The sequence below is a fragment of the Amycolatopsis kentuckyensis genome (assembly GCF_041679295.1).
Taxonomy (GTDB): domain Bacteria; phylum Actinomycetota; class Actinomycetes; order Mycobacteriales; family Pseudonocardiaceae; genus Amycolatopsis; species Amycolatopsis kentuckyensis_A.
The window spans coordinates 221,275-236,393 of sequence record NZ_JBGDMD010000004.1 but is presented as its reverse complement, the minus strand read 5'-3'; the positions used below and the strand labels follow the sequence as shown (position 1 = coordinate 236,393).

Annotated in this window: 17 protein-coding genes and 1 pseudogene; 9 read left to right on the top strand and 9 right to left on the bottom strand. The window is 72.0% G+C overall.

Annotation, left to right across the window (positions count from 1 at the left end; translation table 11 throughout):
• Window positions 1-331: 331 nt before the first annotated feature.
• The 3 genes and pseudogenes from ACERZO_RS17910 to ACERZO_RS17900 all read left to right on the top strand — a co-directional run.
• Window positions 332-1,591, top strand: coding sequence for an amidase family protein (locus ACERZO_RS17910; protein ID WP_372665807.1), 1,260 nt, complete (start codon window positions 332-334; stop codon window positions 1,589-1,591).
• Between the two features lie 7 nt (window positions 1,592-1,598).
• Window positions 1,599-2,402: a MerR family transcriptional regulator gene (locus tag ACERZO_RS17905; protein WP_372665806.1), complete on the top strand. Its 804-nt coding sequence runs from the start codon at window positions 1,599-1,601 to the stop codon at window positions 2,400-2,402.
• A gap of 77 nt (window positions 2,403-2,479) precedes the next feature.
• Window positions 2,480-2,800, top strand: a pseudogene (locus ACERZO_RS17900) (SEFIR domain-containing protein); the annotation flags it as partial.
• Here ACERZO_RS17900 and ACERZO_RS17895 read toward each other — a convergent pair.
• Entirely contained in the window at window positions 2,681-2,929 is a 249-nt protein-coding gene (locus tag ACERZO_RS17895; protein ID WP_372666430.1) for a hypothetical protein, read from the bottom strand. The pseudogene ACERZO_RS17900 and the gene ACERZO_RS17895 overlap by 120 nt on opposite strands.
• A gap of 98 nt (window positions 2,930-3,027) precedes the next feature.
• Between ACERZO_RS17895 and ACERZO_RS17890 the strand changes: the two genes are divergently transcribed.
• Window positions 3,028-3,663: a hypothetical protein gene (locus ACERZO_RS17890; protein ID WP_372666429.1), complete on the top strand. Its 636-nt coding sequence runs from the start codon at window positions 3,028-3,030 to the stop codon at window positions 3,661-3,663.
• A gap of 1 nt (window position 3,664) precedes the next feature.
• On the opposite strand, the gene ACERZO_RS17885 is transcribed toward ACERZO_RS17890, so the two are convergent.
• Window positions 3,665-4,024, bottom strand: coding sequence for an ArsR/SmtB family transcription factor (locus tag ACERZO_RS17885; protein WP_372665805.1), 360 nt, complete (start codon window positions 4,022-4,024; stop codon window positions 3,665-3,667).
• A 54-nt stretch (window positions 4,025-4,078) separates the two neighbouring features.
• On the opposite strand from ACERZO_RS17885, the gene ACERZO_RS17880 reads away from it, so the two are divergent.
• Window positions 4,079-5,017, top strand: coding sequence for a cation diffusion facilitator family transporter (locus tag ACERZO_RS17880; RefSeq protein WP_372665804.1), 939 nt, complete (start codon window positions 4,079-4,081; stop codon window positions 5,015-5,017).
• Here ACERZO_RS17880 and ACERZO_RS17875 read toward each other — a convergent pair.
• The 7 genes from ACERZO_RS17875 to ACERZO_RS17845 are packed head-to-tail and all read right to left on the bottom strand — an operon-like array spanning window position 4,986 to window position 12,354.
• The gene (locus tag ACERZO_RS17875; protein ID WP_372665803.1) at window positions 4,986-6,323 is read right to left on the bottom strand and encodes a uracil-xanthine permease family protein; all 1,338 of its coding nucleotides are present in this window, start codon (window positions 6,321-6,323) and stop codon (window positions 4,986-4,988) included. The genes ACERZO_RS17880 and ACERZO_RS17875 overlap by 32 nt on opposite strands.
• Window positions 6,320-6,949, bottom strand: coding sequence for an SRPBCC family protein (locus tag ACERZO_RS17870; RefSeq protein WP_372665802.1), 630 nt, complete (start codon window positions 6,947-6,949; stop codon window positions 6,320-6,322). The genes ACERZO_RS17875 and ACERZO_RS17870 overlap by 4 nt, the downstream gene beginning before the upstream one ends.
• Entirely contained in the window at window positions 6,949-9,279 is a 2,331-nt protein-coding gene (locus ACERZO_RS17865; RefSeq protein ID WP_372665801.1) for a xanthine dehydrogenase family protein molybdopterin-binding subunit, read from the bottom strand. The genes ACERZO_RS17870 and ACERZO_RS17865 overlap by 1 nt, the downstream gene beginning before the upstream one ends.
• Entirely contained in the window at window positions 9,272-9,754 is a 483-nt protein-coding gene (locus ACERZO_RS17860; protein ID WP_372665800.1) for a (2Fe-2S)-binding protein, read from the bottom strand. Before ACERZO_RS17860 ends, ACERZO_RS17865 begins: the two co-directional genes overlap by 8 nt.
• On the bottom strand, window positions 9,747-10,616 hold the full coding sequence (locus ACERZO_RS17855; protein WP_372665799.1) for an FAD binding domain-containing protein: 870 nt from the start codon (window positions 10,614-10,616) through the stop codon (window positions 9,747-9,749). Before ACERZO_RS17855 ends, ACERZO_RS17860 begins: the two co-directional genes overlap by 8 nt.
• Window positions 10,613-11,389 carry an alpha/beta fold hydrolase gene (locus tag ACERZO_RS17850; protein ID WP_372665798.1) on the bottom strand — a complete coding sequence of 259 codons (777 nt, stop codon included), beginning with the start codon at window positions 11,387-11,389 and terminating at the stop codon, window positions 10,613-10,615. Before ACERZO_RS17850 ends, ACERZO_RS17855 begins: the two co-directional genes overlap by 4 nt.
• Window positions 11,386-12,354, bottom strand: coding sequence for an amidohydrolase family protein (locus ACERZO_RS17845; RefSeq protein ID WP_372665797.1), 969 nt, complete (start codon window positions 12,352-12,354; stop codon window positions 11,386-11,388). The genes ACERZO_RS17850 and ACERZO_RS17845 overlap by 4 nt, the downstream gene beginning before the upstream one ends.
• A 158-nt stretch (window positions 12,355-12,512) precedes the next feature.
• On the opposite strand from ACERZO_RS17845, the gene ACERZO_RS17840 reads away from it, so the two are divergent.
• From ACERZO_RS17840 to ACERZO_RS17825, 4 genes are all read left to right on the top strand, one after another.
• Window positions 12,513-13,121, top strand: a complete 609-nt coding sequence (locus tag ACERZO_RS17840) for a UbiX family flavin prenyltransferase (RefSeq protein WP_372665796.1) — start codon at window positions 12,513-12,515, stop codon at window positions 13,119-13,121.
• Window positions 13,118-14,050, top strand: a complete 933-nt coding sequence (locus ACERZO_RS17835) for a LysR family transcriptional regulator (RefSeq protein WP_372665795.1) — start codon at window positions 13,118-13,120, stop codon at window positions 14,048-14,050. Before ACERZO_RS17840 ends, ACERZO_RS17835 begins: the two co-directional genes overlap by 4 nt.
• Complete coding sequence (locus ACERZO_RS17830; protein ID WP_372665794.1) at window positions 14,047-14,739, top strand: GntR family transcriptional regulator; 693 nt, start codon at window positions 14,047-14,049, stop codon at window positions 14,737-14,739. The genes ACERZO_RS17835 and ACERZO_RS17830 overlap by 4 nt, the downstream gene beginning before the upstream one ends.
• A 95-nt stretch (window positions 14,740-14,834) precedes the next feature.
• Window positions 14,835-15,119, top strand: a complete 285-nt coding sequence (locus tag ACERZO_RS17825) for a hypothetical protein (RefSeq protein WP_372665793.1) — start codon at window positions 14,835-14,837, stop codon at window positions 15,117-15,119.

Here is a 15,119-nt window from a genome sequence, read left to right as displayed (position 1 = left end):
CCGTATCAGTGTCGCTCGGGGCCGGGCTGCGATTCCGGCGGCAGCGGATCCGGGACGGGCGTGCCGGGCTCGGGCGCCGGCCGATCCGGACCCGGGCCGGGCGGCACCGGATCCGGGTCCGGGCCCACCGGTTCGGGCGAGACCGGCTCGGGCGGCGCCGGGGGTGCGGTCATGCGGGTTGCGTTCGGCATCGGTCTTCCCTCCGCCACGCTGCGCCGTCCGCCGTTCGGACGGCGATCACTCGGGGCTACCACCGGGGCGCGAGGCGGAAACACCCGCAGCCGGACTCGGCAGTTGACCCTGACACCGTGTCAGGCTCTACCCCGGACCCATGACGTTCTTCCGCACCGCCACCGAGGTGGCCGCCGACCTCCGCCGGGGCGCGCTGTCGTCGCGTGAGCTGACTGAACAGCTCTTCGCGCGCATCGACGCCTCCGACGTCAACGCCGTCGTCGCGACCCGCCGCGACTTCGCGCTCGAAGCCGCCTCACGCGCCGACACGACCTCAGGCGGTGCGCTGCACGGCGTCCCGATGACGATCAAGGACGCCTTCGCGGTCGCGGGCATGGCGACGACCTGGGGCGAGCCCGCGTTCGCCGAGGCCGTCGCGGACCGGGACGCCGTCGTCGTCGAGCGGCTGCAGGCGGCGGGGGCGATCGTCGTCGGCAAGTCGAACGTGCACCACCTGCTCGCCGACTTCGGCCGGACGGAGAACCCGGTGTACGGGCGGACGGTGAACCCGCGGGACCGCACGCGGACGCCGGGCGGCTCGAGCGGCGGCGCGGCGGCCGCCCTCGCCGCCGGACTGTCCTTTGTGGAGTACGGCTCGGACCTGGCCGGGTCGATCCGGATCCCGGCGGCCTACTGCGGCGTCTACGGCCTCAAGCCGACGCCGGGAACCGTGCCGCTGCGGGGTTTCCAGCCGCCCGGGCCGTTCACCGACCTCGCCCGGGAGTTCCCGTCGGCGGTCGGCCCGCTGGCCCGGTCGGCCGCCGACCTGCGGCTCGCGCTGAGCGTCACCGCCGAGCAGCTGACGGCTTCGCGCCGGTCGCGGCTCGCGGACTTCCGCGTCGGCGTGGTCCTCGACGACCCGGCCTGCCCGGTCACCGACGAGGTCGGCGCGGCCTTGTCGGACGCTGTCGACGCGCTGGCCCGAGCCGGGGTGCGGGTGGTCGGCGGCTGGCCGGACGACGTGGATCCGGTGGTCCAGGCGGAGGCGTTCGGCTTCCAGGTCGAGTGGTTCTTCGCTGCGCAGGAAGGCCACCGGCCGGACGGCGCCGACGACCGGGAGCGACAGCGGACGGCACTGGGCGCGGCGTGGGCCCGGTACTTCGCGGACGTCGACGTCTTCCTCTGCCCGACGGTGTTCACGACGGCGCCGGCGCACGACGACCGGCGCCGCTACGACGATCAGGTGTTCTGGATCGCGCAGGCGTCGCTGCCCGGGCTGCCGGCGGTGAGCGCGCCGGTCGGCGGCCCGCTGCCGGCCGGGCTGCAGGTGGTCGGGCCGTCGCGCGAGGACGACACCGCGATCACGTTCGCCGAGCTCGCCGCGGACGTCGTCGGCGGGTTCGTCCCGCCTGCGGGATGATCGGCGCGTGTTTTCGATCGGCGACTTCGCCCGCCACGGCCGCGTGTCGGTCCGGATGCTGCGCCACTACGACGCGCTCGGCCTGCTGCGGCCGGCGCGCGTCGACCCCGCGACGGGTTACCGCAGCTACGCGGCGGGGCAGCTGGCGCGGCTCAACCGGATCGTCGCGCTGAAGGACCTCGGGTTCACCCTCGAGCAGGTGGCGACGCTGCTGGCGGACGAGGTTTCGGCGGAGCAGGTGCGCGGGATGCTGACGCTGCGGCGGGCGGAGCTGGAGGCCGCGCTGGCGGAGGGCGCGGCGCGGCTGGCGCAGGTCGAGGCCCGGCTGCGGACGATCGAGGCGGAAGGAACGGCGCCCGACGTCGTGGTCAAGGAGCTGCCGGCGCTGCGGGTGGTCGAGCTGACGGGCGTGGCGGCGGGGTTCGCACCGGAGGCGATCGGGCCGGTGGTCCGCCCGCTGTGCGCGGAACTCGGCCGGCGCCTGGCCACCGCGGACGTCACCCCGGCCGGGCGGCTGACGTGCTACTACGAGCAGCGCGCCGAGGACGAGGTCGTCGTGCACGCGGCGATCCCGGCGTCGGTGGGTCCGGGCGATTTGAACGGGCTGACGATGGCGGACCTCCCGCCGGCGCGCGCGGCAACACTGGTCCACCGCGGCGCGATCGACGGTGTCCTGCCGAGCTGGCAGGCGGTGGTCCGCTGGATCGACGAGCACGGGTTCGCGTCGGCGGGGTTGCAGCGGGAGCTTTACCTGGACTGCCCGCCGGATCCGGCGGGCTGGGTGACGGAACTGCAGGAGCCGATCGGCTGACGTGCACTCTGCCGTTGCTATCGTTCTCAGCCAGGACAACGCCCGCTGACGCGGCCCTGGCGAAGAGGATCCATCCGATGGCGTCGCCCAACCCCAGGACCTTCCTGTCGTACACGCACGACAGCCTCGAGCACTGTGAAGCGGTCCTGGCGTTCGCGATCTTCCTGCGCCAACACGGGATCGACGTCGAACTCGACCGCTGGGCCGGCGAGCGGCAGGACTGGTACGCCTGGGCGCTGCGGAACATCACCGAAGCAGATTTCGTGATCGTGGTGGCGTCAGAGGGTTACCGTCGGATGGGTGACGGGAACGGCCCCGGCGATCGCAACCTCGGCGGGCAAGCGGAAGCGGCGGCCCTCCGCGAACTCCTGCAGCGCGATCGTGGGAACTGGACGCGCAAGCTCCTCCCGGTCGTACTGCCCGGCCGCAGCATCGACGAAATCCCCCTGTTCCTGCAGCCGCGCAGCGCCGACCACTTCGTGGTGCCCGCTGTGACGCTCGAGGGAACCGACGACCTGCTTCGCCACCTGACCCGGCAACCCCTTCACATCCGCCCCGAGCTCGGCGCCTTGCCCATCCTTCCGCCGCGCTCCCCCTCCCCCGTTCCGGCCGCCGAGCAAAGCGGGTGGCGCTTCTCGAGGACCTCGCAGTCACCTGGCGTTCGAAGATTCTTGCGTGGCGTCACCAGCCACCGCGACCGCTCGTCGAAGTCCACCTGGTCCCGGCTCAGCCGACAGCCCGCTACGGCGTGTTACTGCTCGAGCAGATCGCCACCAGCCTGGCCGCACTCGGCAGAGCCGACGGACTGTTCTCTCCGGATCAGTCCGTGACTGTCGAATCCAATGCCGATGCCGCTTCGGCCTTTTCGACCGACTGGCGTTCCGGAGAAGGCGGCCTCGCCGTACTGCGCACCGGACAGCGCTCCTGCTGGTTCGCCTTGCCGACCGTGGGGCTGAACAGCATCGTGGATCGCGAGGACATGACGCAGAGGGTCGCGGAGCGGCTGCACACGTTGCTGGCCATCGGTCTTCCGATACCCGGGCGGCTCGCACCGGCGATCGGGCTGGATCCGGTCACACCTACGACGAGGCTCGGCAGACTCGTCGAGGCCTCGGCGACGTCTGGATCGTTCAGCATCGGCAATCCGCAACGCGTGCGGGTGAACCCCGAAGAGCACCTTTCACCGGAGGAACTGCGCCGAGCAAACGCGGCTGTGGCGGAGGAACTCGTGGCGCGGCTCGCGGCACCGCTCAGGCGCTGAACTACTCCGTCCGCGGGTGGTGGGCGTGCTCGGCAGGCAGGTCGCGGTCCAGGTGGTCCGCGTGGTGCAAAGCCTGCGCCAGCAACCCGCGCACGTGGTTGTCCGCCGCCGAGTAGTACACGAATGTTCCCTCCCGGCGGCCCCTCACCAAGCCCGCCAGCCGCAGCTTCGCCAGGTGCTGGCTCACCGCCGTCGGGGCCGCGCCCGCCAGTTCGGCCAGGCACGCCACCGATGACTCGCCCTGCAGCAGCGCCCACAACACCTTGATGCGGGTCGGGTCGGCGAGGAGGCGGAACGACTCCGCCGCCAGGTGGACCTGCTCGTCGGTGGGCATGTCGAAGTCCGGCAGCGACGCGTGCATGCCGTGAACCCTACTACTTGCGTATCTGCGTGTGTGCGCAGATAGACTCACGGCATGGGACACGGACACGGACACAGTCACGACTCCGCCGACCGCGTCGACCACGCGCTCGAAAGCAGCTCGCGCGGCCTGCGCACGCTGACCTGGTCGTTCGCCGCGCTCTTCGGGACCGCCGTCGCGCAGCTGGTGCTCGTGCTCCTCACCGGGTCGGTCGCGCTGCTCGGGGACACCATCCACAACTTCGCCGACGCCTTGACCGCCGTCCCGCTCGGGGTCGCCTTCCTGCTCGGGCGGCGTGCCGCCACCCGCCGCTACACCTACGGCCTCGGCCGCGCCGAAGACCTCGCCGGGGTGGTCGTCGTGCTGGTCGTCGCCGCTTCGGCGGTGCTCGTCGGGTACGAGTCCGTCGTGCGGCTACTCGATCCCGAGCCGGTCGGGCACCCGTGGGTGGTCGCCGTCGCCGGGGTGATCGGCTTCGCCGGCAACGAGCTCGTCGCGCGGTACCGGATCAAGGTCGGCCGCGAAATCGGCTCGGCCGCGCTGGTCGCCGACGGCGTGCACGCCCGCACGGACGGCTTCACCTCGCTGGCCGTCGTCGCGGGCGCGGCCGGGGTCGCGTTCGGCTTCCCCGCCGCCGACCCGCTCGTCGGGCTCGGCATCACGGTCGCGATCCTGTTCGTCCTGCGGGACGCGGCGAAGGAGGTCTTCCGGCGGCTGCTGGACGCCGTCGACCCGGCGTCGGTCGAGCTGGCCGAGCGGACAGCGTCCGAAGTGGACGGTGTATTCGAGGTCCGGGACCTGCGGATGCGCTGGATCGGGCACCACCTGCGGGCCGAGCTGGCCGTCGCGGTCGCGCCGGAGCTGACCGTCACCCAGGCCCACACGCTCGCGCACGAGGTGGAGCACCGGCTGGTGCACGCGGTGCCCCACCTGACCGCGGTGGTCGTCCACACCGAACCGGCTAGCTCCGGCGCAACCCGAACGCCGGCTTGAGGACGACCAGCAGCACCGTGCCGAGGATCAGCGGCTGCGCGAGGACCAGCTGGACGACCGCCGGCATCGCCTTGAGCGTCGTGGCGGGCATGAACAGGCCACCGATCGCCGTGATGAAAGGGAACCCGGCCAGCATCAGGTTGTCCCGGGACCAGTGCAGGCCCGAGAGGACGTCGATCGCGCTGGCGAACAGCACGCCGAACAGCACCGTGCCCGCCGCGGCCAGCACCGGCAGCGGGACCGCCTGCAGCAGCCGGTCGAACGGGCCGAGCCCGCCCAGCACCAGCAGGATCACCCCGGTGGCGAGGGTGACGTACCGCGAGCCGACCTTCGTCACGCGCAGCAGGCCGATGTTGTCTGGGTAGGCCAAAGTGGACAGTCCGCCGAACACCGCGCCGACCGTGCTGCCGAGGACTTCGCCGAACACGCCCTGGGCGACGCGGTACCCGGACAGCTCCTGGCCGCCCCAGTCCGCCACGATGTCGTAGGTCGCAATGCTCTCGGCGATCGCGGGCAGCAGCGTGATGAAGAAGATCAGCACGAGGTCGCCCTGCACCGCGAAGCCGAACGGGAAGATCCGCGGCACCGTGACGCCGAGGTTCTCCCCCACCGCGCCGAAGCTCGTCGGCGCGAGCAGCGCGTAGACGACCGTACCCGCGACAACGGCGACCAAGACCGCGCCCCGGCGAAGCAGCTTTCCGCGGCGCAGCAACGTGAGCGCGATGACCAGCGCCGCCGCGACGCCGCCGGCGAGCAGGTTCACCCACGGGAAGCCGGGGCTCGCGGGCGTGCCGAGCCAGTTGGGCAGCGCGGTGCTCGTCAGCTGGGTGGCCAGGATGAGCACGAGCACGCCGGCGATGATCGGGTCGCGCACGAACTTGGCGAGGTACATGATCGGGCCGAACCGCCGGAGCGGGATCGCGAGCACGCACCAGATCAGCCCGGCGACGACCATCGACCCGAACGCCGCACCGAGGCCGCCGCGCCCGTGCCCGACGGCCAGCAGCGCGGCCAGCGAACCCGCGTACGGGCCCTGGATGATCGGCAGCCGCAGCAGGAGCACCGACTGCAGGATCACCACCAGGCCGGACGTCATGAACGTGACGCCGTAGAGGTAGGCGGTGTCCGCGGCGGACAGCTTGAACGCGGTGCCGATCAGCGCGGGGAAGATCAGCAGGCCCGCCATGCCGAGGATGTTCTGGATCCCGAGCCCGACCGCGCTCGTGACCCGGACCTTGTCGTCGATGCCGACATCGAAGACGGGCACCGCTTCCGGCGGCGCCGGGACGGTGATGCGAGTGGTCATGGCGACTCCGGGGCGGTGGCGCGCAGGCGGGCGGCCCAGCGTTCGAGGATGCCGGCGAGGACGACACGGAGGAGCGCGGACGCCTTCATGGCCGGGACCTCGGCGACCGGAGGCGGAGAGACCCGAGTGGTGTCCCCGACGGCGGGCGCCACGGCATGCTCGACGGCGGGTTGCTCGTCGCCGTGCTCGATGCGTTGCCGTACCCGGGAGGCCAACTCCCCCACCATCCGGCCCGAAACGTCGGCCATGATCCCGCGGCCGAACTGCGCGAGCTTCCCCGAGATCGTCAAATCCGTGGCCAGCACGACGTTCGCACCTTCACCCGTGGGCGTCACGCGCATCGTCGCGCGGGCCTTGGCCGTGCCCGACCCGCGGGTGTCCTTGCCGTCGGCGAGCAGCACCGCCGTGCGGGCCACCTCGTCGCGCTCGACCACCTTCGCCACGCCCTGGTAGGCCGCTGTCACCGGGCCCACCTTGATCTTCACCTTGCCGCGGTACGCATCCTCGCCGAGGTCCTCGACCAGTTCCGCGCCCGGGAAGCACGCGGCGACGTTGTGGGCGTCCTGCAGGAACCGGTAGACCTCGTCGGGGTCGGCGGCGACCTCGAAGGAGTTTTCGATCAGCATCAAGAAACCTTTCCGGCGGCGAGCAGGGCGTCGACGATCCGAGCGGGAGTCACGGGCGCGCGGGTGACGCGGGCGCCGAGCGGGCGCAGCGCGTCCTCGACGGCGTTGGCGATCGCGGCCGGCGGCGGAACCGTGCCGCCCTCCCCCGCGCCCTTCGCGCCGAGCGGGTTGAGCGGGCTGGGCGAAGAGATGTGGAACAGGTCGACCGGCGGCACCTCGGCCGAGGACACCAGCGCGTAGTCGAGGTAGCTCGTGGCTTGCGGGGTGGCCTCTTCGTCGTAGACGGCTTCCTCGTACATCGCGTTGCCGAGGCCGTGGGCGAACCCGCCGAGCACCTGGCCGTCGACGAGCAGCGGGTTGATCACCGTCCCGCAGTCGTGGCCGATGACGTACTTGAGGATGGTGATCCCGCCGGTCTCCGGGTCGACCTCGACCAGCGCCGCGTGCGCGCCACTCGCGTAGGCCGCGCGCTCCGGGGAGAAGTAGCTGGCCGTCTCCAGGCCCGCGGTGATCCCGCGGGGCAGCGTGATGCCGTGCTTGCCGATGTTCGCGACCTGCGCGAGCTGCTGCAGGGACACGGACTTCTCGCGGTCGCCGCCCAGGCAGACGAGGTCGCCGTCGAAGTCCACTTCGGACGGTGCGCAGCCGAGCAGCACCGCCGCCGTGTCGAGCAGCCGGGCCCGCATCTGCTTGGCCGCGTCGAACACCGCGGGCCCGCAGGTGGCCGTGATGCGCGAGGCGAACGTGCCCTGGCCGAACGGGATCCGGGCGGTGTCGCCGGTGGTGACGTCGATGAAGGACATGTCGAGCCCGATGCCGTCGGCGGCGATCTGGGCGTAGATCGTCTCGTAGCCCTGGCCTTGCCCCGCCGCGGCCAGGGTCACCAGGATCCGGCCGCGGTTGGTGACGCGGATCTTCGCGCCTTCGTACGGGCCGAGGCCACAGCCTTCGACGTAGACGGCGAGTCCGATGCCGAGGTATCGGCCTTCCTCGCGCAGCCGGGCCTGCTCCTCCCGGGCCGAGGCGTAGCCGATGCGTTCGAGCGCGCCTTCCAGCAACGCCGGGAAGTCGCCGCTGTCGTAGGTGAGCGGGCTGCCGTCGCGGAACATGATGCCGACCCGGTACGGGAACTCGTCGGCCTGGATGAGGTTGCGCCGCCGCACTTCCGCCGGGTCGAGGCAGAGGTGCGCGGCGATCCGGTCCATCATGCGTTCCATCACGAACACCGCCTGCGGCCGGCCCGCGCCCCGCACCGACGAGGTCGGGACCATGTTGGTGTAGCAGGCCCGCAGCTCGATGTCGATGTTCGGCACCTTGTACGGGCCGGGCACGGTCGACGTCGTGATCGACGGCACCTGCAGCCCGGCGCAGTACGCGCCCTGGTCGTGCTCGATGACGTCCTTGACCGCCAGCAGCCGCCCGTCGTCGTCGAAGCCGACCTCGACGCGGTGGGTCTGCGAGCGCTCCATCATCGCCGAGACGAAGTTCTCCTGCCGGTCCTCGACCCACTTCACCGCGCGGCGCAGCTTCTTCGCGAGCCACGGGATGACGACTTCCTCCCCGTAGAACTGGGCTTTCGGACCGAAGCCGCCGCCGACGTCCGGCGGGGCGATCACGCGCAGGTCGTCCTCGGCCATCTCGTAGATCATCGACAGCTGCTGGCGCGCGTAGTGCGGCGACTGCGTGGTGTCCCAGATGGTCAGCTGCCCGGTCGCCGGCTCGAAGCGCGCGGCCACGGCCCGCGGCTCCATCGAGTGGCCGCCGCCGCGCATCTGGTAGAACTCCTCGCTCAGCGTGTGCGGCGCGGTGCTCAGCGCTTCCGCCGCGTTGCCGGCGCTCTGGGTGAGCAGGACGGCCACATTGGACTCGTCGCCGCTGTGCGCGAGCGGGCCGCCGGGACGCAGCGCGGCGGCGGTGGACCCGACGGCGGGCAGCACGTCGTAGTCGACGTCGATCAGTTCCAGCGCGTCTTCCGCGAGGTACCGCGACTCCGCGATGACGACGGCAAGTGGTTCGCCGACGTAGTGCAGCTCTTCCGGCGGCATCGGCAGCCGCGGGTAGTCGCGCAGCTTCGGGTGCTGCACCTTGGGCGCCAGGGGCTTCTGGATCTCCATCAGGTCCGCGCCGGAGAAGACGGCGACGACGCCGGGCAGCGCGCGGGCCTCGGCAGCGTCGAACGCCGTGATCCGGGCGTGCGCGTGCGGCGAGCGCAGGAAGGCCGCGGCGAGGGCGTCCGGCAGGTCGAGGTCGTCGAGGTAGCGGCCGCGGCCGGTGAGCAGCCGCTGGTCCTCGCGCCGCGGGAGGCGGGCGCCGATCATCGGGTCAGGCATCGGACCGTCCTTTCGCGACGTCCAAAACGGACTGGATCAGCCCGGTGTAGCCGGTGCAGCGGCAGATGTTCCCGCTCAGCACCTCGCGCGCTTCGGTCTCGTCGTGGACGGTGTCCTCGCGCAGCGCCGCCGTGACGCTCATCAGGAACCCCGGCGTGCAGAACCCGCACTGCAGGGCGTGGTTGCGCTTGAACGCCTCCTGCAGCGGCGCCAGCTCGCCGTCGGCGGCCAGGCCTTCGACGGTCTCCACGGCCGCGCCATCCACCTGGACGGCGAGCATCAGGCACGCCCGCGTCGCGGCACCGTCGACGATCACCGTGCACGCCCCGCAGACGCCGTGCTCGCAGCCGAGGTGCGTGCCGGTGAGCCGCAGCTTCTCGCGCAGGAAGTCGGCCAGGGTCATGCGCGAGTCGACGGCTTCGTCGAACGGCTCGCCGTTGACCGTGCCCCGGACGCGATGGGTGACTTCAGGCATGGGCCTTCTCCGTGATGTCGGCGAGCGCGCGCTTGACCAGCACGCCGGTGAGCCGGGCGCGGTAGGCGGCGCTCGCGTGGATGTCGCCGGTGGGGTCGACCTGGGCGCGGGCGGTGGCCTCAGCAGCCGCACCCAGGTCGGGTCCGAGGGGCTGCCCGATCACGAGCAGCTCGGTGCCGGTCAGCCGCTGCGGGGTCGGCGCCACCCCGGCCGCCGCGATCCGGCACGCCGTGACGACGCCACCGTCCACTTCGCACACCACGGCGACGCCGGCCAGCGCGAAGTCACCGCGCCGGGTGGCGAACTCGCGGAACGCGGAGAACTGGTTCGCGCCCGGCCGGTCGACGCTGACCTCCAGCAAAAGCTCGTCCGGTTCCAGCGCGGTGGTGAGGTGGAACAGGAAGAAGTCCGCGGCGGACACCGTCCGGACGCCCCGGGCCGAGGCGAGGGTGAACTTCGCGTCCAACGCGGTCAGCACGCTCGGCAGCTCGGCGGCCGGGTCGGCGTGGGCCAGGCTGCCGCAGATCGTGCCGCGGTTGCGGATCTGCGGGTGCGCGACCTGGTGCAGGGCCTCGGTGAGCACCGGCAGCAGCCGCGCGGCCTCGGGCGAGCGTTCGACGTGCCGCTGGCGGACCAGGGCGGGGATGGTGATCGTGGTGTCGCCGAACGTCGGCGTCTCCCACCGCGTCCCGAGGCGGTTGACGTCGACGAGGTGCTCGACGTGGGCGAGGCGGAAGTTGAGCATCGGCATCAGGCTCTGGCCGCCGGCCAGGACCTTGGCGTCGTCGCCGAGGTCGCGCAGCAGGTCGAGGGCCTCCTCGAGCTCGCGCGGGGCGTGGTAGGTGAAGCGGGCGGGTTTCATCGGGTCTCCGTGACGCGGCGCAGGTGCTGCCGGACGCGGCCGGCGAGCAACGGGTGTTCGATGAGCGACAGGTGCCGCAGGTCGGCCAGGATTTCCAGCTCGGCGCCGCCGATGCCCTCGGCGAGGGTGCGGGCCATCGCCGGCGGGGTCGCGTAGTCGTGCCGCCCCACCAGCACCAGGGTCGGCGCGGTCACCGACGGCAGCAGCGGCCGGGAATCCATGGCGCCCATCGCGATCGACGCGGCGGCGTGGGCTTCACTGTTGGTGCGCAGGAAGATCTTGACGACGCGGTCGGCCTCTTCCGGGTGCCGGTCGCGGAACTCCGGAGAGAACCAGCGGTCGAGCTGGAAGGTCACCTGCTTCGCCCGCGGCACGGCGACGGCCTTCTGGGCGCGCTCCGCCCACGTCGTACCGGCGTCTTCGCCGTACCAGGCCGTGGTGTCGGCCAGCACGAGCGACCGGACGCGTTCGGGGAAGCGGCCGGCGAAGTTCACCGCGACGCTGCCGCCCATCGACAGCCCGAGCAGGCTCGCCGACCGGAGGTCGAGGGCGTCGAGCGTGCGGGCGACGTCGCCGGCGAGGTCCTCGATCGAGAACGGCTTGCCGTCCCAGGCGCTGTCGCCGTGGCCGCGCAGGTCCAGGGCGAACACCTGGAACTCGTCGGACAGGGCTTCGGCCAGGGGTGTCCACAGCTCGCCGGACAGCGCCAGCGGGTGCAGCAGCACCAGGGGCTCCCCCGCGCCGCGGCGGCGGACGGCCAAGGGCTTGCTCATGCGGGCCTCCGGAAGAGCGCGTCGGCGTTGGTGTGCAGGATCGCTTCGACGACCGCGTCGTCGAGGCCGCTTTCGCGGACCGTCCGGACCGGCTCGGGGTCGCCGAGCGCGAACGGGTAGTCGCTGCCGAGCAGAACCGGCCCGAACCCGGCCAGGAACGCGATCGCCGGCGCGGACAGGCCGACCGTGTCGTAGTGGAAGTCGCCGAGGTAGGCGGACGGTTTCTCGCGCTCGAGTTCGCCGGCGAAAGCTTCCTTCGTGCGATAGCCGCCGTCGAGCCGATGGGCCTGGTAGGGCAGGAACCCGCCGCCGTGCACGAGCACCAGCTTCAGACCGGGATGGCGGTCGAGGACTCCGGCGAGGATCAGCCGCGTGATCGCGACGGTGTTGTCGATCAGCCGGCCGTGGACGTTGCCCATCGTGCCCAGCGAAGCGAGAGCATCGGACGGCCCGCACGTCGGCGGGTGCAGCACCACCGGAATCCCTTCGGCGGCGGCGATCGTCCACAGTGGATCGAAAGCGGGTTCGTGCGGGGCCGGGCCGTCCGGCGGGTCGGTGTTCAGGAGCAGGCCCGCGAATTCCGGGCGCTGCCACGCTTCGAGGAGGTCTTCGGCGGCTTGCTCGCCGGCCACCGAGGCGAGGGCGACGGTGCCGGCTTCCGCGGCCGCGTCCGCCATCGCGTCGTTGAGCGTGCGTGCCCAGTCACGGCTGCCCGCCTGGATGTCCAGCCATGGCGACAGGATCTGCCGTGAGACGCCGGCCTGCCGCTGCCAGCTCTCGCGGGGTGCGGCTTCGGTCATCCGCGCGCCGATCGGCCGGGTCTCGCCGGTGCCGGGCACCGCCACCACCCAGCCCCGCTCGGTGCGCCGCGCCGAGAACCCCGCGACGGGGCGCTGTTCCAGCGCGGACAGCAGCGAGCGCGGCACGATGTGCGCGTGCGTGTCGAGGACTTCCGTCCGAATCACCTCCACCGGTCGGGTTGGTGCCCCGACGCTAGGTCGGCGGCGCGCCGGGGACCAGCGCGCTTTCCTGGCAGCAGCCGTAAGGAGAACTGACAGCCGGGCCCTCGCTTCCGGCGGGCGTTCGTGCTGCGATGGGAGTCCACAGAGGAAAGGCGGCGGTCGTGGCGGAAACCCGGAACGTGGTCGTGGCGATCACCGGTGCCAGCGGAGCGTGCCTGGGCGTGCGCGTCCTGCAACTGTTGCGGGAACAGCCGGGGATCCGGACGCACCTGGTGCTGTCGAAGGCCGGGATCGTGACGCTGCGCCACGAATGCGACCTGACCCTGGCCGACGTCCGCGCGCTCGCCGACGTCACCTATCGGCCGGGCGAGATCGGGGCGGCGATCGCGTCCGGCTCGTTCCCGGTCGCGGCGATGCTCGTCGCGCCCTGTTCGATCAAGACGCTCTCCGCGATCGCCACCGGCTACACCGACGACCTGGTCAGCCGCGCCGCCGACGTCTGCCTCAAGGAAGGCCGGCCGCTGCTGCTCATGGTCCGCGAAACGCCGCTGCACCTGGGCCACCTCAAGTCGATGGTCGCGGTGACCGAGGCCGGCGCGATCGTCGCGCCGCCGGTGCCGGCGTTCTACCCGCGGCCGCGGACGGTCGGGGACCTCGTGGACCACACGGCTCGCCGCGCGCTGGCCCGGGTGGGACTATGGGAGCTGGCGCCGGAACCGTGGGACGGCGAACTGACCAGGGCCGACCCGGCCGACCTGCTGGGGCGGTGACGAAGGGGACCGGGGTGCTCGAGGCGCGGCGGCTGCAGATCTTCTCCGCGGTGGCCGAGCACGGCTCGTTCACCGCGGCGGCCGAGGCGCTGTTCATGACCCATTCCGCCGTCTCGCAGCAGATGGCGCTGCTCGAACGGCAGCTGGGCGTGCCGCTGATGATCCGCGGGCCGCGCGGGATCGAGCTGACCGAGGCGGGCCGGTTGCTGGCCGAGCGCAGCACCGGGCTGCTCGGCACGATCGCCCACATCGAGCAGGAGATGTCGGACCTCAAGGCGCGGCACTCGTCGGTGCGGCTCGGCGCGTTCCCGACGGCGGGCGCCGACCTCATCCCCCGCGTCGTGCGCGAGTACCAGCGCCGGTACCCCGAGACGAAGATCGTGCTGCGCTCGGCGCACGCGTCGGACATGACGGCGGCGTTGCGCGACGGCTCGATCCACCTCGGCCTGGTCTGGGACTACGACTTCGACCCGCGCTCGGTGCCCGCCGACGTCGAGTGGCTCCACCTGGCCGACGACCCGCTGTGCGTGCTGGTGCCGCTCGACCACCCGATCGCCGGGGAGTCCGAAGTGGAACTGCGGGAGCTGGCGGGCGAGACGTGGGTGGTGCGCAGCCACCGGCCGCCGTACGACGAGGCGTTCACGACGTTGTGCCGGTTGTCCGGTTTCGAGCCGCGGATCGGGTTCGCGACCGAGGACTACCTGTCGGTGCAGGGCCTGGTCGCGGCCGGGATCGGCATCGGCGCGGCCCCGCGGCTGGCGCTGGTGGCGCAGCGCCCCGACGTCGTCGCGGTGGCGATCGCCCCGGCCGCCCCGCGGCGCCGGATCGCGGCAGTGCGGCTGCTGGAGGCGAGTCATCCCCCCGCGGCGCGGCAGATGCTGGAAGTATTGCGGGTGGTGGCGACGACCGACCCGGAGGAACCCGCGTGACCGAACCGCCCGACGTCCTGCGCCGGATGCTGCTCGACGGGCGCACGGACGTCTCGCTGGTCGACCGGATCGTCGAGGACCTGGCCCGCCGCATCATCGACGGCTCCCTGCCCCCGGGCGCGGACGTCAACTCGGTGGAGCTGGCCCGCCGGTTTTCGACGTCCCGGACGCCGATCCGCGAGGCGTTGCTGACGTTGCAGCGCGAGGGGCTGGTGGACATCCCGGCCCGCCGCCGGCCGCGGGTCGCGCCGGTGACGCTGGCCCAGGCACGGGAGCTGTACGAGATCCGGGCTTCGCTGCACGCGCTGGTGAGCGAGCTGATCGTGGCGGGGTCGCCGGATCTTTCGGTGCTGGCTTCGTGGCAGTCGCGCTTGCGCGCCGACGCTTCGGCGGGGGACGTCGACGCGTACTTCTGGCACAACGTGTCGTTCCGCCAGGCCGAAGCGGAGGCGGCGGGGAACCGGCAGTTGACGCGGTTGCTGGGGTCGTTGGGGTTGCGGACGTTGCAGCTGCGGCACGTGAGCTTGTCGTTGCCGGGGCGGTTGGAGCGGTCGGTGGCGGATCACGAGCGCTTGCTGGCGGCGTATGCGGACGGGGATGCGGTCCTGGCGGTGGCGTTGACGCGGTCGATCATCATGACCGGGCTGCACTCGATCGAGGCTTCCGGCTGGTCGGGGCTCGAGGTGTAACGCGAGCCGGGCCGGCCGCGACTGGGACGGGTGCCATCGAAGATGACCCAGTCGCCCAACCCGGTCCGTCGTGCCGGGCGCACCGGAGGGAACCGATGATCCGCGGTTGGCAGTACACCCAGGTCACCTACGTCGAAGAGTCCAGGTTGTTGCGCGGGTCGAAGCTGGTTCTGAAGATGTATGACCCGGCCGGAAAACGTCCTGTCCCTGTCCAGCCGCAACCCGAAAACGAGATCGAATTCTTGAACGGGCTCGGCCGCCAAGGCTGGGAGCTGGTGGCCATCACCGATCCGCCGGCGAAAACGGCCGGCGGTGCAGGCGAACCAGATCCCAAGGCGCCGACACGCACCTGGTACTTCAAACGCCCGATCCCGGAGTGA